The sequence below is a fragment of the Nocardioides luteus genome (assembly GCF_015752315.1).
Classification (GTDB): Bacteria; Actinomycetota; Actinomycetes; order Propionibacteriales; family Nocardioidaceae; genus Nocardioides.
The window spans coordinates 2930259-2950267 of record NZ_JADOVJ010000001.1; the positions used below are offsets into that span (position 1 = coordinate 2930259).

At 67.9% G+C, this 20009-nt stretch carries 17 protein-coding genes; 5 read left to right on the forward strand and 12 right to left on the reverse strand.

Annotated elements, in window-relative coordinates:
* Positions 1–59: 59 nt before the first annotated feature.
* From fahA to HD557_RS14160, 5 genes are read right to left on the reverse strand one after another with little or no spacing between them, the layout of a single operon-like run.
* Positions 60–1241 carry a fumarylacetoacetase gene (gene fahA / locus HD557_RS14140; protein WP_196874321.1) on the reverse strand — a complete coding sequence of 394 codons (1182 nt, stop codon included), beginning with the start codon at positions 1239–1241 and terminating at the stop codon, positions 60–62.
* Positions 1241–2089: a hypothetical protein gene (locus HD557_RS14145; protein WP_196874322.1), complete on the reverse strand. Its 849-nt coding sequence runs from the start codon at positions 2087–2089 to the stop codon at positions 1241–1243. The genes fahA and HD557_RS14145 overlap by 1 nt, the downstream gene beginning before the upstream one ends.
* Positions 2086–3297 carry a homogentisate 1,2-dioxygenase gene (locus HD557_RS14150; RefSeq protein ID WP_196874323.1) on the reverse strand — a complete coding sequence of 404 codons (1212 nt, stop codon included), beginning with the start codon at positions 3295–3297 and terminating at the stop codon, positions 2086–2088. Before HD557_RS14150 ends, HD557_RS14145 begins: the two co-directional genes overlap by 4 nt.
* A 23-nt stretch (positions 3298–3320) precedes the next feature.
* Positions 3321–4928 (reverse strand): FAD-dependent monooxygenase, encoded by a 1608-nt coding sequence (locus HD557_RS14155; RefSeq protein ID WP_196874324.1) that lies wholly within the window; start codon positions 4926–4928, stop codon positions 3321–3323.
* A 5-nt stretch (positions 4929–4933) separates the two neighbouring features.
* Complete coding sequence (locus HD557_RS14160; protein ID WP_196874325.1) at positions 4934–5896, reverse strand: MBL fold metallo-hydrolase; 963 nt, start codon at positions 5894–5896, stop codon at positions 4934–4936.
* 101 nt (positions 5897–5997) lie between these two features.
* Between HD557_RS14160 and HD557_RS14165 the strand changes: the two genes are divergently transcribed.
* Complete coding sequence (locus HD557_RS14165) at positions 5998–6912, forward strand: LysR substrate-binding domain-containing protein (RefSeq protein WP_196874326.1); 915 nt, start codon at positions 5998–6000, stop codon at positions 6910–6912.
* A 22-nt stretch (positions 6913–6934) separates the two neighbouring features.
* On the opposite strand, the gene HD557_RS14170 is transcribed toward HD557_RS14165, so the two are convergent.
* Positions 6935–7549 carry a TetR/AcrR family transcriptional regulator gene (locus HD557_RS14170; RefSeq protein ID WP_196874327.1) on the reverse strand — a complete coding sequence of 205 codons (615 nt, stop codon included), beginning with the start codon at positions 7547–7549 and terminating at the stop codon, positions 6935–6937.
* Between the two features lie 317 nt (positions 7550–7866).
* Here HD557_RS14170 and HD557_RS14175 point away from each other — a divergent pair, with 317 nt between their 5' ends.
* The 4 genes from HD557_RS14175 to HD557_RS14190 all read left to right on the forward strand — a co-directional run bounded on the left by HD557_RS14175 (position 7867) and on the right by HD557_RS14190 (position 13362).
* On the forward strand, positions 7867–8712 hold the full coding sequence (locus HD557_RS14175; protein ID WP_196874328.1) for a MoaF C-terminal domain-containing protein: 846 nt from the start codon (positions 7867–7869) through the stop codon (positions 8710–8712).
* 372 nt (positions 8713–9084) lie between these two features.
* Positions 9085–10032 carry an AraC-like ligand-binding domain-containing protein gene (locus HD557_RS14180; RefSeq protein WP_196874329.1) on the forward strand — a complete coding sequence of 316 codons (948 nt, stop codon included), beginning with the start codon at positions 9085–9087 and terminating at the stop codon, positions 10030–10032.
* A gap of 138 nt (positions 10033–10170) precedes the next feature.
* Positions 10171–11589: an aldehyde dehydrogenase family protein gene (locus HD557_RS14185; protein ID WP_196874330.1), complete on the forward strand. Its 1419-nt coding sequence runs from the start codon at positions 10171–10173 to the stop codon at positions 11587–11589.
* Positions 11590–11898: 309 nt separating this feature from the next.
* Positions 11899–13362 carry an APC family permease gene (locus tag HD557_RS14190; RefSeq protein ID WP_196874331.1) on the forward strand — a complete coding sequence of 488 codons (1464 nt, stop codon included), beginning with the start codon at positions 11899–11901 and terminating at the stop codon, positions 13360–13362.
* Between the two features lie 89 nt (positions 13363–13451).
* Here the strand turns inward: HD557_RS14190 and HD557_RS14195 are convergent, their stop codons facing one another.
* Genes HD557_RS14195 through HD557_RS14220 form a run of 6 tightly spaced genes read right to left on the reverse strand, consistent with a single transcriptional unit; the run spans position 13452 to position 19953 of the window.
* The gene (locus HD557_RS14195) at positions 13452–14216 is read right to left on the reverse strand and encodes an enoyl-CoA hydratase/isomerase family protein (RefSeq protein WP_196874332.1); all 765 of its coding nucleotides are present in this window, start codon (positions 14214–14216) and stop codon (positions 13452–13454) included.
* On the reverse strand, positions 14213–15604 hold the full coding sequence (locus tag HD557_RS14200; protein ID WP_196874333.1) for a wax ester/triacylglycerol synthase family O-acyltransferase: 1392 nt from the start codon (positions 15602–15604) through the stop codon (positions 14213–14215). The genes HD557_RS14195 and HD557_RS14200 overlap by 4 nt, the downstream gene beginning before the upstream one ends.
* Before the next feature lie 26 nt (positions 15605–15630).
* A complete protein-coding gene (locus HD557_RS14205) occupies positions 15631–16500 on the reverse strand; it encodes a short-chain dehydrogenase/reductase (protein WP_196874334.1) in 870 nt (289 codons plus the stop codon).
* Positions 16497–17984, reverse strand: a complete 1488-nt coding sequence (locus HD557_RS14210) for a flavin-containing monooxygenase (RefSeq protein ID WP_196874335.1) — start codon at positions 17982–17984, stop codon at positions 16497–16499. The genes HD557_RS14205 and HD557_RS14210 overlap by 4 nt, the downstream gene beginning before the upstream one ends.
* 14 nt (positions 17985–17998) lie before the next feature.
* Entirely contained in the window at positions 17999–19066 is a 1068-nt protein-coding gene (locus tag HD557_RS14215) for a PDR/VanB family oxidoreductase (protein ID WP_196874336.1), read from the reverse strand.
* Complete coding sequence (locus HD557_RS14220; RefSeq protein ID WP_196874337.1) at positions 19066–19953, reverse strand: metal-dependent hydrolase; 888 nt, start codon at positions 19951–19953, stop codon at positions 19066–19068. Before HD557_RS14220 ends, HD557_RS14215 begins: the two co-directional genes overlap by 1 nt.
* Positions 19954–20009 lie beyond the last annotated feature (56 nt).

Here is a 20009-nt window from a genome sequence, read left to right on the forward strand (position 1 = left end):
TTGCAGCCCTTCTGAACCGTCGTGGTCCTCGGCGATACTCCTCCGTTGCACTTCCGCGGCTAAGGCTTACCGGGGACCACACGTCCGCGTGCCTCGCCGAAGGCGAGGCGGCGACCTCCGGCAGCCGGAGCGGTGGCCGTGAGGGTGATCTCGTCGCCGTCCTCGAGGAACGTACGTTCCACACCGCCGACCTCGACGGGCTGCTGCCCACCCCAGGTGAGCTCGATGAACGCGCCCTGCTCGCCTTCCCCCGGCCCGGAGATGGTCCCCGAGGCGAAGATGTCGCCCGTACGCGTCGGGGCGCCGTTGACCGTCAGGTGGGCGAGCATCTGGGCCGGCGACCAGTACATCGCGGCGTACGGCGGACAGCTCACGACGTGGCCGTTCCACACCACCTCGAGGTCGATGTCGAGACCCCATGGCCTCTCGAGCGCGAGATAAGGGAACACCTGGGGCTCCTGGGTCGGGGTGTCGACGCGGGCGGCTTCCAGCGCGAGCATCGGGACCACCCACGCGGAGATGGTCGAGGCGAAGGACTTGCCGAGGTTGGGGCCGAGCGGGACGTACTCCCAGGCCTGGATGTCGCGGGCCGACCAGTCGTTGAAGAGCACCACTCCGAAGAGGTGGTCCTCGGCCTGATCGGCGGGGATGGGCTCGCCCATCGGACTTCCGGTGCCGACCACGAAACCGAGCTCAGCCTCGATGTCTAGCCGGATCGACGGCCCGAACAGTGGCGCCTTGTCCGACGGTCCTTTCCGTTGCCCGGACGGTCGCACGATGTCGGTGCCTGACACGACGATCGAGGCTGAGCGTCCGTGGTAGCCGATCGGCAGGTGCTTCCAGTTCGGGGTCAGTGGGTCCGGGCTGTCGGGCCGGAACAACCGCCCCAGGTTCGATGCGTGATGCTCGGAGGCGTAGAAGTCGACGTAGTCGGCGACCTCGAAGGGCAGGTGCAGGGTCACCGCCTCCACGCGATGCACTGCGGCTTCCGGCAGATCGGCACCCAGCGCCGTGGTGATGGCGGCCCGGACCTCGATCCAGCGCTCCCGGCCTTGGGCCATGAAGGTGTTGATCGTGGACCGGCCGAAGGTGTCCTCGTCGCCGAGGAGCAGGCCGAGGTCGACCACGTGGCCGCCGTAGCGTACGGCGACGCGCGGTTCCTGCCCTGGCACGGAGTAGACGCCGTAGGGGAGGTTGTGCAGGCCGAAGAGGTCGTCGTCGGGCACAGTCAGTCGAGTCATCACAGATCCTTCATCAGGTGGGCGTCCAGCAGACCGAGACCGACCAGGTCCTCGATCGGCTCGGCGAGGGAGCAGGTCCCGAACGACCGGAAGGCATCCCGGACCGAGGGCCCCAGGACACGCACGCGGTCAACGACACGGCTGTCGTCGCGGTCGGCGAGCAAGGCGGCCACGGCGGCCTCGTCGGCGCCGTCGAGAGCGGCTCCGGTAGCTGCGATCAGGTTGAGGAATCCGTGCTGCTCGAACCCGGTGGCGGGATCGGTGTTGCGCAGGGCGTGGTGCAGCCCCGCGGTGGCCTTGAACGGCACTCCGGCCGCGGTCAACGCGACGACGGAGGCGGCCAGCTCCTTCTCGTCCGGGTAGAGGTCGGCGCGGACGCCGCCGGTGCGGAGCTTGGCCATGTGGCCGGCGTCCGCCAGGGCGCTCGTGACCTCCTGGCGGCGTACGTCACGGGGCAACTCCACGAAGATCGGCAGCGATCGGCCGGCGAGCGCGCGCTCGATGGCCGGGACGACCGTCGAGGCGGCCACGTCTTCCGCGAGCGCGACCTCGGCGGCGTCGACGCGTACGGCAGGGATCGTGTAGGCCGCAGCCAGGGCGGTGTCGAGCTCGGTCAGCGACGCCGTCAGGGACAGCCGGAACGAGCTCAGGCCGAGGTCGGCGACCAGTGGGGCCAGATGGTCGAGATCCTTGGCCGCCAGCACGAACGCGCCGACCACCGGGGCGTGGGCCGACACATCGTGAGCGACGTGCGCGGGGACTGCCTCCGCGAGCGGCAGGTTGCCGGGCGGGAAGACGGCGGCATCGTCGAACAGGCCGGCGAAGAGGGCGGGAACGGCGGCGCTCATCCGTCCGTCGGCTCCGTCCCCGCGTCACCGCGGGCCCAGGAGTAGGCGTACACGCCGTCGTCGGTGGCCCGGGCGGCCTCACCGAGCTCGAGCGGGCGGAAGGTGTCGACCATGACCGCGAGCTCGTCGAAGAACTCTGCTCCGATGCTGCGCTCGTAGGCGCCGGGCTGCGGGCCGTGCGGGTGGCCTCCCGGGTGGAGGCTGATGGAGCCCTGCCCGATGCCTGACCCCTTGCGGGCCTCGTAGTCCCCACCGCAGTAGAACATGACCTCGTCGGAGTCGACGTTGGAGTGGTAGTACGGCACCGGGATCGACAGCGGGTGGTAGTCCACCTTGCGCGGCACAAAGTTGCAGATCACGAAGTTGTTGCCCTCGAAGACCTGGTGCGCGGGCGGCGGCTGGTGCACCTTGCCGGTGATCGGCATGTAGTCGGCGATGTTGAAGACGTAGGGATAGAGGCAGCCGTCCCAGCCGACCACGTCGAACGGATGGTCGGGCAGCACATGGATGGTGCCGGCGATACCGCCTGCGCCGGGGCCACGGTGCTTGATGTAGACCTCCACATCCACCTCATCGACCACCCGTGGTTCCTCCGGGCCCCGGAGGTCGCGTTCACAGTAGGGCGCGTGCTCGAGCAGCTGGCCGAAGCGGGAGAGGTAGCGCTTCGGCGGGGTGATGTGGGAGTTGGCCTCGATCGCGTAGATCCGCACGCTGCCCTTCGGCACGATCCGATGGGTCGTAGCCCGCGGGACGACGACGTAGTCGCCCTCCCCGACCGCGAGGTCACCGAAGACAGTCTCGACGACAGCCTCGCCGGCCTCGACGTAGAGGCACTCGTCGCCGATGGCGTTGCGGTAGTAGGGCGAGGCGGAGTCGGCCACCACGTACGACAGGCGTACGTCGGCGTTGCCGAGAAGCAGGCGGCGACCGGTGACCGCGTCGACGCCGGTGTCGCACTCGTCGAAGAGCTTGTGCGTGGAGAGGTGGATCGGCACCAGCGGGTGGTTGGCGACGGTGGACAGGTCAGGGAGCTCCCAGGATCGGTACTCGCTGATGGCGGAAGGAATGTTGCGGTGGTAGAGCAGCGAGGAGTCGGAGGAGAATCCTTCCTCCCCCATCAGCTCCTCGAAGTACAGCGAGCCGTCGGCGGCGCGGTGCTGGGTGTGGCGCTTCTGCGGGACGGATCCTGAGGATCGGTAGTAGGGCATGTCGGTTTCCTCTCTCGTGACCGTCAGGACGCCGCACCGACAGCGCGGCGCACGGTGGTGTCCAGGTCGTCCTGGGTGGTGGAGTCGAGCACGGCGGCGACGTGCCCGTCGGGCCGGATCAGCCAGGTCTCGCCCGGCTGGGCGCCGAGTGCGTCGGCCACGGTGCCCTCCGGGTCGATGTCGGCCAGCCGAAGCACGCGAGACGGCGCGTCGGTGGCCGACTTGAGCGCGATGGCGGTCTCGGCGGCGTCGATGCCTTCGGTGATGAGCGCGAGCAGGCCGTCGCGTACGACCTGGCGCAGCCGGACCACGTCGGGGCGGTCGTGCACGCTCACCGGAGCGTCCGGCACGAGCACGCCGGGGACGACGGCCGGCATCTCGCCGCGAGGCGGTCGACCGGCGAATGCTCGACTCGGGTTGCTCGTGGTCAGCGGGGAGTCGACGTACCAGAACGGCTCGGCGAAACGACCGCTGTCGACGCGCGAGCGTGCCTCGGGACTGGCGACAGCCTCCTCCAGCAGGCTTCGGCGGGCCTCCCACTCGAGCTCGTCCTGCGGGACGAGGAAGCGCATGGTGTCGCTGGTGACCTCGAGATTCTCGTGGGCCGCCGAGAGGCGCTCCTCGTCGTAGCTGTCGAGGAGAATGTCAGGTGCCCAGCCGTGCAGCACGAAGGCGAGCTTCCAGGCTGCGTTCTCGGCGTCGGCGACGCCGGAGTTGAGGCCGCGGGCTCCGAACGGAGCGACCAGATGTGCGCAGTCCCCGGCCAGCAGCACCCGGCCGACACGCATGTGGTCGACGCTGCGCGCGTGGAATCGATAGACCGACTTCCACACGATCTCGTAGGGCCGCTCCCCGATGATCTGCCGGATCCGGGCGTCGAGACGTCCGTCGGCCGCCTCGGCGTCCAGGTCGAACTCGGCGGGCACCTGCCAGTCGATACGGAAGGTGGAGTCGGGGCACGGGTGGATCAGCACCTGTCGCCTCGGGTTCCACTCCGGGTCGAAGTGGAACCGGCGCTCGGTCTCCCAGCCCGGCATATCCGCACGGATGTCGCAGATCAGGAAACGGTCGTCGAAGGTCTGGCCCTCAAAGCTGACCCCGAGCATGCGCCGGACCTCGTCGCCCCGGGCTCCGGCCGCAGCGACGGCGTACGCTGCCCGGACTCGGGTCTGCCCGCCGGCCGTGGCGCAGGTGATGGTCACACCGTCTGCGTCCTGATCGATCGCCACGACCTCATGGGCCCAACGCACGTCGATCTGCGGACGAGTCGCGATCTGCTCGTCCAGGACCTGCTCCGAGTGGCCCTGGGAGACATTGACGAACGCCGGCAGGGGCGAGTGGCCACGATCCACGAAGGACCAGCTGAAGAGCTCCTGGTCCCGGTAGAACGTACGGGCAGTGGTCCAGGTCAGGCCGTCCTCGGCGATCCGCCCGGCACCGACGGCCGACCAGATGTCGAGGACGTCACGCTGCTGGCAGATCGCCTTCGAGCCGATGGCATCACGCTCGACGCGGGCGTCGAGCAGGACGACCGGAATGCCCCATCGAGCCAGCAGCAGCGCCGTCGTCTGCCCGACCGGACCGTTGCCGATGACCGCCACCGGGGGCCCGGAGTAGGTGGGAACGCTCATCGAACTCATCCCTGCAGCTCGTTCCAGACCTCACGGTCGCGGTCGGCGGTCCAGACCTGCGGCCAGTCGACGCCGTTGAACTCGTCCCACAGACGGGAGACGTCGAAGGGCAGGCAGTGCTCGAAGATCGGCCAGGCGCCGAACTTCGGCGCCAGCGCCGTGTGGGTGGCCTCGAAGGCCTCCTTGAGGCTCCCGCCACGGGCATGCACCTCGCCGACCTTCTCGCGCATGACGAGAAGGAAGTCGCGGGTCTGCTCGATGGCCGCGTCGACGGCCTCACGACCACGCGGCACCATGCCACGCCCGCCGACGAGGACCTCGGCCTGGAACGCCTTGACCCGGTCGAGGGTGCCGGTGGACCAGTCCGTGTGGAACGCGTCGCCGGTGTAGAGCGCCGCCTCCGCCTCGACCAGGTCGCCGGCGAAAAGCACCTTCTGCCGTGGCAGCCACGCGACGATGTCTCCGGCGGTGTGGCCGCGACCGCAGTACTGCAGCACGAGCTCGCCCCGGTCACCACCGAGATCGATGGTCATGGAGTCGCTGAACGTGACGTCCGGCCACGTCAAGCCGGGCACCGAGTCGGGGTCGCGGAAGAGCCGGGGCATCCGGCCGAACTCGCTGTCCCAGTCCTCCTTGCCGCGCTCCTCGATGAGCCGTCGGGTGTTGTCGTGGGCGACGATCACCTCGGCGTCGAAGGCGGACGCACCGAGCACCCGGACCGCGTGGTAGTGCGAGAGGACCAGGTACTTCACCGGCTTGTCGGTGTGCTCCCTCAGCTGGGCGAGCCAGTCGCGTGCCGCGACCGGAGTGGCGCGGGCCTCGAAGGCGACGACGAAGTCCTCCCCCTCGATGGCACCAACGTTGGGATCGCCCTCGGCGGTCAGCGCGTAGACGCCGTCGGCGAGGACCTCGAGCGTCTCTGTCTTCTCCCCGAGGTCGGCGGAGGAGGCGAACGGCTTGGCAGCCATGGCGGTTGTCCTTTCGGAAGGGAGGCGAGGGCAATCAATATGACATCGGTCACCTATGATGGAAAAGGACAAGAAAACGTTGAACTTCATAAGGTGAACTGATGAATTCGTTGCGCTTCTCCCTGCGCCAGCTCGAGTACTTCGTAGCCATCGCAGAGGCCGGGACCCTGAGCGGTGCGGCGGAGGACCTGCGTGTCTCGCAGTCTGGTCTCTCTCAGTCGCTCACCGACCTCGAACGCGCGCTCGGTGCCCAGCTCGCCGTACGTCGCAAGGCTCATGGAGTGGCGTTGACACCAACCGGCACCCAGGTGCTTCGACATGCTCGGGACCTCCTCCGACATGGCGAGGACCTGGCGAACATCGCTGCAGGAGGTGACTCGCTCCGCGGCGTGCTGCACCTCGGCTGCTATGTGACCCTCGCCCCGACGACGCTGCCACCGCTGCTCGAGAGCTTCGGTGACCTCCATCCAGGCCTCCGGATCGACTTCGCGGAGGGCACCCAGGACGTGCTGCAGCGCAGGCTTTTGGCGGGGGAGCTGGATCTTGCCGTCCTCTACGACATGGAGGTTCAGCCAGAGATGGCGCGTACCGTGATTTCACGCGCCCGCCCCTACGTGCTCCTAGCGGATGGCCACCGCCTGGCGAACGAGCCGACAGTCTCCCTCGTCGATCTGGCCGCCGAGCCGATGGTGCTCCTGGATGCTCCCCCGAGCTCACACAACACACTGGCCATCTTCGACCGACTCGGGATCACTCCAGAGGTGCGCTACCGGCCGAAGACCTTCGAGCTGACGCGAGCGCTGGTGGGCCGGGCAATGGGTTATGCCCTCTTGGTCCAGCGCCCCGCGAACAACCGCACCTATGAGGGCAAGAAGGTGACGATCAAGGAGATCTCCGAAGACGTCGGAGACTTCCGGATACTGCTCGCCTGGTCAAAGGCAACGCGCCTCAACCAGCGAGCGCAGGCGTTCGTCACCTTCTGCCAGAACCGGTATCGACGCAGTTCGGCGCCCTGAGATCGGAAAGAGGCCGCCCCATTCAGCGTGCCCTGGACGAGGCCGGGACTGGCGAGTCGTCCCTGACCGCAGCGAGCAACCGCCGCAGGGCGTCGACGGCGGCCTCCGTGACCGCAACAGGTCCCACGGTGATCTGCTGGAAGACAAGGCCGTCGAGAGCGGCGAAGACCAAGTCGGCCAAGGGCCCGTCTGCGATACCGAGTTGTGCCAGCCCCTCACGAGCCGCGGAACGGTACGACGCGTACAACTCCGCAGCATGCTCGCGCACCTCCGGGCTCCGGCGCGCCTCCAGCAACACCTCGTACTGAAACGCATGGAGGTCGGGGGCGCGTTCGACCATGTCGGCGAGGCCCTGCACGAAGTCTTCGGGGTCACTGCTCGGGGTCCGCAACTCGGTGATGTCGATGGAGCGTTCCACGCTGTGACGGAGTGCGGCGAGCAGCAGCGCGTCACGCGACCCGAAGTGGTGTGCCACCAGACCATGCGTCACCCCGGCCTCCGCGGCGACGGCGCGGTAGGTCAGGTACCGCAGTCCCCGGCGTGCGACCACCGTGATCGCTGCCTCGAGCAGCGCCTCACGTCCCGAGCCGTATGGGGGGCGGCTACCTCGTTGACCAGCGGCGATGTCGGCGCTCATGCTGACAACATTAGTCACGCCCGCTATCCATCTGGCAAGTGAACGGTCCTGAGGTTGGCGGTCGGCGCCGCAGAGCGGACCTCCACCGCTGTGTGCGAACGGTCAAGGACAGTGCCGGTCCGCACCATGTGTCCTGACACCCACCCGGCGAAGACTGGCAACCACCGCGTGGGAACAACTGCCCAGCCACCCACGCCCGGCGTCCGTCGCGGTGGCCATTCGCCTCTGGGGCCAGCACCAGTCCGCCCTGAATCCCGTAGCCCAAGCCGGGACCTCGAGGAACCTCCACCCGTCCCACACCAGAAAGATGTTCAATCATGACCATGCAGACCTCTCCCTCGTTCAGCTGGAACAAGGACGACTGGACACCGCTGACCGAGATGGCTGACGGGTTCGACGAGTACCGTCCCCCACTGAGCGAGGCACTCACCGGCCGGCGGATCGAGCTCGACTGCGTCTTCGTCGATCTCGAGCAGCCTTCGTACACCTTGACCCACGAGTTCGGTCCCGACGATCTGTCGTGGTCCGTCACCACGGACGACGGCATCGAGAGCGGCCGCGCCCCGTATGAGCTGTTCGAGATGCAGCCGGGTCTCTTCTTCCTCCACTACCGTCGCATCGAGGCTGACCACCCGGTGGCGGTAACCCTGGCTCTCGATCTGACCGCCGGGCAGGTCACCGGTGCCATCGGCGAGCTCGGGCTGGGCCCCGAACCGCATCTCGCACAGCAAACCTGGTTCCAGGGCCAGGTCGTCGACTCCGGTGCAACGGCCGCTGGAGCCCACGCCCGCACCGACGACCTCATCGGCCGCCGCGTGCGCTATGCCTACAGCAGCGACGACGTGTACGACCACATCTACCTGAACGGACAACTGTTCACCTGGTTGTGCGTCAGCGGCGCGGAGGAAGGTCTCGGGGACACCGACCGCTGCTTCCATTGGAAGCTGCGCGAGCAGACCTACCTGTTCTCGTGGCTGGAGAAGAACATCGGCGTGGAGGGCATGGTCCTCGTTGATCTCGCCGCACTCCGCACGGTCGGCATTCAGTTCGGTCTCGACCAGCAAACGGGCGACCTGGTCGACATCACCATGGGAGCCTACGCGATGCCTCTGGGTCATACCCCAGGCGTGGAGCGCGCCCTCCCAGGCCCCAGCAGCCTCTGAGCACGCGGCGCGATGGACCTCGAGTCGGTCGGCCGCCCCGACGATCACCGCCGACACGTCCAGCGTCAGTCGCGCATGCTCCGAACTCCCACTGGAACCGCGTCAGGGCAGCCAACGTCCGGGCACCGTCCTGACAACACAGGAACGCGCTGGCAGGGCTGACCGATGGGCGGTCATGTCCGTCGGTCGGACCCCGCGCCTGCGTCCTTCGTAGGCGGGTGCGTCAGCCTCCAGACTGATCCCCGAAGCCGTAGCTGACGAAAGCAACCCGGCGCGAGATCGCACATCCTCCTGGCTATCCACTTGACAAGTTCTCCGTCCGAATGGACGCTTGAGAGCGACGGCGCGACGCCGATCAGAGGAGGCTCGACCATGACGACGATGCTCGACACCGAACGGCTCGATCAGACCGACCGGTTCGAGGCCTACCGAGAGACGGTGTCGAAGACGTTCGTCCCGCTTACGCCGCAGACACGCATCCCCACCGACGGTTTCGCCTGTCGCCTGGACAGCCACGAGGTCGGAAGCGTCCAGATCAGCACCATTCGCGCTACCCCTCATGCTGTGGTGAGAACGCCCGCTGCGGCACGCCGCGGCGACGAGGCATACTTCAAGCTGGGCCTCCAGATGGCCGGCCATGCGCGACTCGACCAAGATGGGCGGCAGGCCGATCTCGGGCCCGGCGACCTGGCGATCTACGACACCACCCGGCCCTACCGTCTCGAGTTCCTGAGCGACTACAGGATCATGGTGGTGATGTTCCCGCAGTCGCTCCTGCGGATCCCGCGCTGCCGTGTCGAGGAGATGACAGCCCGTGCCGTGTCGGGCCGGACCGGGCTCGGCGCGCTGCTCTCCCCAGTGCTCGCCGGCCTCGAGACGGACGTCGACACCGGAGCGACCGTGGCCGCCCATCTCAGCGACGCCGTCATCGACCTCGTCGCCGCCTGCTTCGCAGGCGACGACCTTGTCGGACCGCCCGGTGCTCGCCGCGACCAGCTGATGACCGCGATCATCGCTCACATCGAGGCGAACCTTCCCGACCCGACACTCGACGTTGCGTCGATAGCCGCCGCCCACCACATCTCGACGAGCTACCTGCAAAAGCTCTTCGCGGGCCGGTCGATCAGCGTCGCTGCGTTCATCCGCGAACGCCGTCTCGAGCAATGCCGTCGCGACCTGGCGAACCCCGCGAACGCTCTCCGATCAGCCGCGTCGATCGCTGCGCGATGGGGATTTCAGGACCCATCCCACTTCTCCCGTCTGTTCCGGAGAACGTTCGGCATGACGCCCGGCGAGTGCCGCGTCACCCCGCGTCCCTGAGGCAACACCCATGCGGCGTGGGGAGTGAGCGTTTCGACCATCGCTGTCCACGGCCGTCCAATGCACGACAGCCTCCGCTGCCAGAGGGTGAGACTACGACCCGATGTGACTCCGATCACGAACAGCGAAGGCGAGACGATGGACGCGCTGACCCCCCTGACCTACAAGACGCTCCTGAGCAAGGTGACCGAGACCACCGGTCGACCGATGCACGACCCTGCGACCGGCGACCTCATCGGCCATGCTCCGGTCCGCTCGATCTCGGACGTCGACAACGCTGTACGGCGGGCGCGAGCTGCTCAACCTGGTTGGGCTGCCCGGTCGGACGACGAACGGGTCCAGACCCTGCTCCACGCCGCCGACGCGGTCGAGGCCTCTACGGAGGCACTCGCCGAGCTGCTGTGCCGCGAGCAGGGCAAGCCGCTCAACGGGCCCAACGCCCGATTCGAGGTCGGTGCGTGCGCCGCCTGGCTCCGAGCAACCGCCGGGACACCCCTGCCCGGCGGAACCGTGTTCGAGGACGACGAGATCCACGCCGAGTTGCACTACCGCCCCGTGGGCGTGGTCGGGGCAATCGGCCCATGGAACTGGCCGATGATGATCACGACCTGGCAGGTCGCCCCGTCCCTGAGGATGGGCAACACCGTCGTGGTCAAGCCTTCCGAATACACGCCGCTGAGCGTGCTGGCCCTCGGCGAGGTGCTCAACAGCGCCCTCCCGGACGACGTTCTCACCGTCGTCCCGGGCGAAGGCGATCTCGGCGCACACCTCACCACCCACCCCGACGTCGACAAGCTGATGTTCACCGGCTCGACGGGCACGGGAAAGGCCATCGCCCGTGACTCGGCGAGCACTCTCAAGCGCCTGACCCTCGAACTCGGCGGCAACGACGCCGGTATCGTGCTGCCTGACGTCGACCCCTCGAAGATCGCCGAAGGCCTGTTCTGGGGCGCCTTCATCAACACCGGCCAGACCTGCGCCGCACTCAAACGGCTCTACGTCCACACCGACGTTTACGACCAGGTGTGCGCCGCCCTCGTCGAGTTTGCCCGACAGATGCCGATGGGGCCCGGCCTGGACGAGCAGAACGTACTCGGGCCGCTCCAGAACAAGGCGCAGTACGACATCGTGGCCGGTCTCGTGGATGCTGCCATCGCCTCCGGGGCCAAGGTTCTGCTCGGCGGCGATCCCGCGAACGACGGCGGCGGACTCTTCTACCCGACCACGCTCGTAGCCGACATCGACAACGACAACCCGCTGGTGGCCCAAGAGCAGTTCGGGCCGGCTCTCCCGATCGTCCGGTACAGCGACCTCGACGAAGCCGTGGCCATGGCGAACGGCCTCGACGTCGGTCTCGGTGCCTCCGTGTGGAGCGCGGACCCCGCTGCCGCGCGCTCCGTTGCCGCGCGGCTGGAGGCCGGCACCGTCTGGATCAACTCGCACGGCGGCGTCCATCCGATGATCCCGTTCGGCGGGATCAAAGGCTCCGGCTACGGCCTCGAGTTCGGGTCGGAAGGCCTCAAATCCGTCTCGGTCCCGCAGGTCATCAACGGCTGAAGACTCGCGCCAGAAGACATCAGGAGCAACCCGTGAAGAACGCCTCGATTGCCATCGGCGAGGAAATCTGGGGCTTCGCGCACGAGGGGCCGCGTCGTCGGCGAGGTCCCCTGGAAACACCGTCCGCTGAACGACCGATGTAGCCGACAGCCCTGCGGTCACCGGCTGTATACGAACCACCAAGCAGTGTGCCCGTCTGCCACATGCCTCTCGGGTGCCGTGAGACGAGAGTCCCTCTCACTCACCGTGAGCCGGATTACACGAAGACCGGCAAACCGCGATCAACAGGCCAAGAGGAAGGACCCGACCATGGGCAGTGACATCCCGAACAACAACGCGATGGCGGCGGAGCACCACCATCGACCACTCATCGACGACAAGGCAGTCGAACCGAGACTGGCACGCGACAAGCTCGGCGTCTTGGCGATCGCGTTCTTTGTGATCGCCGCTGCTGCCCCCATGGCTGCCGTGGTTGGCGCATCGCCGGTCATCTTCGCATCCGTCGGCCCCGCCGCACCGATCGTCTATGCCCTTGCCGCCGGCATGATCGCATTGTTCGCAGTGGGATACCTGCGCATGAGCCGGCACATCACCAACGCCGGTGGATTCGTCGCCTATATCTCCAAGGGGCTCGGCACCAACTGGGCGAGCGCCGGAGCCGGCCTGGCGATTCTGTGCTATGTGACGCTCCAGATCGGGCTGTGGTCCCAGTACGGTGTCTTCGCGCAGTCGTTGCTCAAGGACATCGCAAATATCGACCTGCCGCCTGTGCTCTGGATCCTCATCACGCTCGCGGTGGTCACCGCCCTGGTGACGCGCGGGATCGACGCGAGCCTGGTGGTGCTGGGTGTCCTGATCGCCGGGGAGACACTCGTGGTTGCCTTTCTCCTCGTCTCGCTGGTGGCACAAAGAGGCTTCGGCGTGTTCTCTGTGCAGGGCTTCACGGCCGACAACCTCTTCAGCCCCGGGCTGGGCGTCGCATTGCTCTTTGGCCTGCTGTGCTTCACCTCGTTCGAAGCGACCGTGGTCTTCTCCGAAGAAGCGCGTGACCCGCGTCGCACGATTCCACGAGCCCTCTACGTGGTCCTCTTGTTCGTCGGCACGTTCTACGGACTCTCGACCTGGGTGATCGGCGGCGCGATAGGGCCTGACAAGATCCAAGCGGCTGCGGCCGCCGACCCCGCCGGCGTCATCTTCGGTCTTGCCGAGACCAGCACCGGACACTGGCTGAGCGTCGCCATGCAGATCCTGGTTGTCACGAGTTTCATCGCCATGCTCCTCGGCTTGGCGAACATGTTCGCCCGCTACCTCTTCGCGCTCGGACGAGCCGGAGCCATGCCGAAGAAGCTCGCGCAGGTCTCCCGATTCGGCACCCCTGCGACCGCAGCGGTGATCAACTGCCTGATCGTGGGCGCCTCCCTCGCCGCGGCTCTCTTCATGGGCGCCGACCCCATCCTGAATCTGTTCGCACCGTTCAGCGCCCTCGGCACGGCGGCGTTCATGGCGATCCTGTTCGTGACCTCGGTCTCCATCGTGGTCTTCTTCACGCGGAACAAGCACGAGCACAGCCGGTTGGTCACGATCGCCGCTCCGGTCGCCTCGATCGTCGTCTTCGGATACGTCGGCTACCTGACGTGGGACAACTACTCACTATTGAGCGGACCGAGCACGACGGGTCGCTGGCTCCTCCTGCTCGTGCCCGCGTGTCTCGTGGCCGGGTACGTACTCGGGCGCCTCAAGCCAACGATCAACTACGACGCACAGCAGTTCTGACCCAGTCCACAGCGGCGGGTCGGACCTCGATGTCCGTCCCGCCGCTCGGTGCTCGGTCCTCACATCCTTACGATCATGGCCGTGGGAACTCAGCGCCGCAATATCGCGCGGAGCCGGCCCACCTGTGCGGTGCGCTCGGCGAGGCGCTGCTCGTCGAGGCTCCGGCCGGGCGCGGCCGCCAGCAGCTCGTGCGTACGCCGCACCGCCGTCGCGTCATGGGCGAGGAGGGCTGCCACCAGCTCGGTGAGGGTGGCGTCCAGCTCGACCGCCGGCACCACGCTCTGCGCCAGCCCGATCCGCTCGGCCTCGTGCGCGCCCACCTTGCGCGCGGTCGCACAGATCTCCAGGGCCCGCGAGTAGCCCACCGCCTCGACCAACGGCTTGGTCCCGGCCAGATCGGGAACCAGCCCCAGCGCCGGCTCCTTCATGCAGACCCAGGCGTCCTCGGCCATGATCCGCAGGTCGCACGCCAGCGCCATCTGGAAGCCCGCCCCGATCGCGTACCCGTCGACGACCGCGATCGAGATGAACCGCGGGTCGGCCAACGCCACGAACGGCCGCTGGTACTCCCCGATCAGGTCGACGACCTCCTGGTCGCTGCGCGCCAGCGTCGCGACCAGGCTGCCCTCCACCTCGGTCTGCCCCGGGTCGACCAGCGACAGATCCAGCCCCGCCGAGAAGGTGCCACCGGCCCCACGCACCACCACGACCCGGACCTCGTCCGGAAGCGACTCGAGGAACCCCGCGATCGCCGCCCACATCGCCGGATGCTGCGCGTTGCGTACGTCAGGACGATCCAGCAGCACGGTCGCCACAGCGCCGTCGATGCTCAGCTCGACACCCGGCTCATTCATGGCTTCGCCGATCCATCCGCTCCTCGTGTCACGCTCGACTCAGCACCCCGGAGCTCGTTGAGGGCCGATGCGAGGCCGTCGGTGATCAAGTCCACGTCGATGATCTGTTCGCTGGCCGCTGCGACGCCGAACGTCATCTTCCCGTCGTAGCCGATGCAGGTCATGTTGAAGGGGCTGTTGTGCATCGGGATCGAGATCGGGATCATCGCGTCCAGCCGAGCACCGTTGAGGTAGAGCGGTTGGGGCGGCCCCGGCACGTTGGAGACGACCACGCCGAAAGCGGGCAGGGTCTTGCCGCGCATCCCCATCGCCATCGTGGCGATCATGGGGCCGTTGGCGACGACGGTCTGCAACGCAAGGGCCTCGGGACCGAGCGTGGCCACCTGGGCCTTGCTGGCGTCGTTCGATGCCTTGACCCGGGCGAGCCGTTCGCGGCCGTCGGCGATGTCGGTACCGAGGTCGACGGTCAGGAAGGCGAACGAGGAGCCCGGACGTTCATCACCTTCGGCTCGGATGTTGAACGGGGCACCTGCAGTGAGCGATCGAGCAGGCACGTCTCCGTGGGCGAGGAGGTAGGTGCGCAGGGCGCTGCCGCACATGTAGAGCACCAGATCGCTGACCCCGACGCCATGCGCCCGCGCGACTGTCTTGAGCTCGTTGAGCTCGAAGGACCGGTAGGAGATGCTGCGGCCCCGAGAAACGGGACCGGACCACACCGTCTTGGGCACGCCGTACGGCGCCGCGAGCCGCTGACCGTCGAACTCCTTGCGGACCAGCTGCGATACGTTTCGGGAGAGCTCGGCCACGGCGATGGACCTGCGACGGACGCGCTCCCCCACGGTCAGCACCTCGCGCGGCGGCGCCAGCGGGTCCGGGCCGACCGAGAAGAGCGCTGGGCGGGAGAGGTCGGTCGGGTCGGTCGTGAGCCAGCGCAGCATCCGCCGCATCCCGGTGACACCGTCGAGGATCGAGTGGTGGAGCTTCATGAAGATGCCGAACCGGCTGCCCGAGATCCCGTCGATCAGGTGCATCTCCCAGGACGGATGCCTCGGATCGAGGCCCTCGCCGTGTATCTCGGAGACGAGTGCCAACAGGTCCTGATCGTCGGCCCCGTCGGGAAGAGTGTGCAACCGGACATGATGGTCGAAGTCGATCGCTTCGACCCGGCGCTGAAGGGGAAACCATCGGGCGCTGGGGAAGGCAGGCGCCTGGTCGTACGGCGCGACCACGCTCTGACCGCGCATCTGCTCGCGCAGTGCGGGCACGAAGTCGGGGGCGGCGCCGGACGGCTTCGCGAACAGCATGAGGTTGGCGATGTGCCAGGGCATGTCGTCGCGTTCGACCATCATGAACGCGGCATCGAGGGGCGAGACGTACTTGATCTTCATGTGCTACCTCTGAACGTTGTCGGGTTTCAGCGGGTCGCCCGGGGGCGACGGGTCTCGAGCTCGCGGACCAGGTGGTGCACGCGCCGGTCTCGGACGAGCACCTGGTCCATGCCGGGGTTGAGCATCCCGCGCAGCATCGAGTAGGGCAACCAGCGTCTGGGTGCGTAGGTCGCGCCGGCCCGGGACGTGATGCCGTCGGCGATCGACGTCGCCGCGGCCTCGGCGGAGATGCGGTGGTTGAGCGGCCATCCGAGCAGCTCGTCGAGCTTGCGGCCGGTCGGGTCGTCGTCGAGGGTCGCGGTGGCCAACGGGGTCTCGACGAAGCCGAAGTAGGCCACCCCGGCCGACGCGCCGTGCGGGGCCAGCTCGATCTTCAGCGCACGCCCGATCTGCTCTGCCGCAGCCTTGCTCGACATGTAGGCGACCCCGCCGACGCCCGGTGAGAATGCTGCACAGGAGGCGACCACAACGACATGCCCCTGACGGGCGATGACCTCGGGGAGGGCGGGTTGCACGGTGTTGAGCACGCCGGTCTGGTTGATCGCCACGACGCGGTCGTAGTCGGCCAGGTCCATCGTGGTGATGGTCGCCGGGGCGGGAGTGACGCCTGCGTTGGCGACCACGAGGTCCAAGCGACCGTGATGATCGATCGCCTCCGCGACGACCTCGGCCATCAGCGCCCGGTCCGTGACGTCGGCGACGTGGACGCTGACGCGCTCGGGGCCGACGGCGGCACGGACAGACTCGAGGCCAGTCGCGTTCACGTCGACCAGCGCTACCGAGGCGCCCCGCTCGTGCAGCAGGCGCGCGAGCGCACGCCCGATGCCGGACCCGGCGCCGGTGACCAGCGCGACCCGGTCGCGTACGTCGAACCTGCTGGTCGCCGGGCGCTTCATGCGTCGGCTCCTATCGGCTCGGTTCGCCGTGCCCGCACGACGTAGTCGGCGAGATCGACCTTGCGAGTCTGGGCCCGGAAGCTCGCCGAGAAGCCCGGGTAGTGGGTGAAGTTCCGGCCGGAGGGGCTGAGGTAGTAGCTCTGGCAGCCGCCTGCCACGAACACGGACCGGCGCAGCCCGTGATCGACCCAGGAGACGAACCGCTCCTGCGCCGTCGCGGAGGGCTCCAGGCTGATCAGGTCGTGCTCGTCGATCGTGCGCAGCGCTTCCAGGATGTAGTGCACCTGCGCCTCGATGGTGATCACCGCCGAGGTGTAGACGCCGGAGTTGGGGCCGAGGATCAGGAACAGGTTCGGGAAGCCGTGCACGGCGGTGCCGAGGTAGGCCGACATCTCCCCGGCCCGCCACACATCGCCCAGACGTACTCCGTCGCGCCCGTGCATCAGGTCGAAGGCCGGGTGGTCGACCATCTTGAATCCGGTGCCGAGGATGATCGTGTCGAGCTCGTGCTGGCGCCCGTCGGCGGTGATGATGCCGCGCTCGTTGATCTCGACGATGCCGTCGACGACGACGTCGGTGTTGTCGGCAGTCAGAGCCGGGTAGTACGCGTTGGAGAAGGTGGGCCGCTTGCACCCGACCGCGTAGGACGGGGTGAGTCGGGCGCGGAGCTCGGGGTCGGCGACCTGCCTGCGGAGCAGGCCACGACCGAGCGCCTCGAGCGGCTTCTGCAGCAACGGCTCGTGGACGAACCCCGGCACCATCGCCTCGAAGGCGAGCTCCCAGGTCTTCCGAGCGACCGCCTGGGCACGAGGAAAGCGACTGTAGAGCGCCCGGACACCATCGCCGACCGGACGGTCCGGGTGGGGCAGGATCCAGGTGGGCGTGCGCTGGAAGACGGTCAAGTGGTCGACCTGTGGCTGGATACGGGGGATGAACTGCACCGCCGAGGCGCCGGTCCCGATCACTCCGACACGCTCGCCGGTCAGGTCGTGGTCGTGCTCCCATCCCTGGGAATGGAAGACGGTTCCTGCGAACGTGTCCAGGCCAGGCAGGTCTGGCACCGAGGGTGCGCTGAACGGTCCGACCGCGCCGACGAGCACCGTCGCGGTCAGGTTGCCTTCGGTCGTCGAGATGTCCCACCGGCCGGCCAGATCGTCCCAGGACGCGTCGGTGACCTCGGTGTCGAACCGGATATGTGGCAGGACGCCGAAGTCCACCGCGCACCGGTGCAGGTAGGCCTGGATCTCCTCCTGGAGCGGGTAGAGCCGGCTCCAGTCGGGGTTGGGGGCGAACGAGAACGAGTAGATCAGGGACGGCACGTCGCACTGGGCTCCTGGGTAGGTGTTGACCTGCCAGGTGCCCCCGACCTCTCCGGCTTTCTCGAGCACGACGAAGTCGTCGATCCCCTCCTGCTTGAGCCTGATCGCCGTGCAGAGACCGCCGAAGCCGGCTCCGATCACGGCAACGCGTAGATGCTGGGTCATGACAGTCCTCCGGGTCACAGGTCGATGGTGAGCGCGTCACCCTCGGCGCGAGAGACGCAGATGAGCATCTCGGTCTCGCGCTCTGCGGGCCGCAGCTTGGTGTCGCGGTGCTCGACGGTGCCCTCGAGGACCCGGTGCTTGCAGCTGCCGCAGAAGCCCTGCTGGCACGAGTAGCGCACTCCCGGGACCGCCCGGCGGATCGCTGCGAGCGCGGACTCGTCGGCATCGACAGGCACGGTCACGCCGGTCCGGGCGAGGCGTACGGAGAAGGGGCGGCCGCCCACGACAGGCGGCGCCGAGAACCGCTCGGAGTGGAGCGAGCTGGTGGTGCTCAGCAACGGCTGGAGCGCGCGGGCGGCGTCGATCAACGGCGTCGGGCCGCACAGGTAGATCGCCGCGCCGGGTTCGGCGAGCGCAAGCAGCTCGGCCGCATCGGGTATGCCGAAGTCGGTGTCGGGACGCACCTCCAGCCGGCCGCCGGGCACGTCCCGCAGCTCGTCGAGGAACGGCATCGTCGCGAGCGAGCGGCCGAGATAGACCAGCCGCCAGCGGGCACCTCGACGCGAGGCCTCCCGCACCATCGGCAGGATCGGGGTGATGCCGATGCCGCCGGCGACGAAGAGGTAGTCCTCGACGTCGACGAAGGGGAACGCGTTGCGCGGACCTCTCACCGTGATCCGGTCACCGACCCGCACCCGGTCGTGTATCTCCACGGAGCCGCCGCCACCGTCGGAGATCCGGCGGACCGCGATGCGGTAGCGGCTGCGATCCGTGGGGTCGCCGCACAGGGAGTACTGCCGCTGCGCGCCTGAGGGCAGGAACACGTCCAGGTGCGCGCCCGGCCGCCAGCGCGGCAGCGCGTCACCGTCGGGATGGCGCAGGGCGAGGCTGACCACGTCGTCGGCCTCCTCGGTTCGCCCGTCGACGACGAGGTCGAGGTCGTAGCCGACCCGGCGGACCGGGTTGGCGCGGGACAGGTAGGGCGCGGCGGGACCGGCTGCGAAGACGGTCGAGTACGCCCGCGCGCCGCGCGCCAGCGCGCGGAGTCCGCGCGAAGGTTCGTGAGCCGTGATGGTGGTCATCAGTGTCCGTTCGCGGCCGGAGACTGCGCCAGGTAGCGCACGGCCTTGTCGATCGGGCCCATCTGCGATGGGTGGAACCCGGGCCGCAGATACTGCGGAATCTCCCGGAAGAGAAACCGCACACCGGGCATGAGGCCACGGCGGACGCCCAGGAAGAAGGCCAGCGGCCAGGGCATCCGGCGCCGGGAGTTCGTCGGATCGTTGGCGTACATCCAGCTCGAGATGTAGAGCCACAGCACGAGCAGCCCGAAGGCGGCCAGAACCGCGGTTCGGACCCGGCGTGCGTAGCTGCCGTCGATGTGCTGGAAGACGTCGTAGGCGACGTTGCGGTGCTCCATCTCCTCGGCACCGTGCCAGCGGAGCAGGTCCAGCATCGTCGGGTCGACCCCGATTTCGTCGAAGGTCTTGTTGTCCAGCAGCCACTCCCCCACCGTGGCGGTGAAGTGCTCGGCGGCGGCGTAGATGCCGAGCCGCTCCTTGAACCAAGCGTCACCGGCGCGGCCGGTGAGGCCGTGGTCGCCGAAGACCTGGTCCATCAGGAACTCCATCATCCGCATGATCTTCGGGATGTCGAAGCCGTTCCGCTCCAGATGGACGCGGAAGGACTCGTGCGAGCTGGCGTGCGTCTCCTCCTGGCCGATGAATCCGACCAGTTCCTCCTGCAGCCGCGGGTCTGTGATCTCAGGCAGTGCCCGACCCAGCACGTCGGCCATCGCACGCTCCCCCTCGGGGAGCACCAGGTGCATGACATTCCAGAAGTGCGTGGCGTACGGGTGCCCGGGGATGTACTCGGTCGGCACGTCGGTCCAGTCGAAGTGGACGTCACGGGCATGGATCGCCAAAGCCTCGTCCTGGTACGCCGCTGAGTCGGTGTGTAGATCCGTCATCGATCCTCCTTGGCTTGTGATGACGGCCACTGTAACAATGCAACACTGTTTGTTGC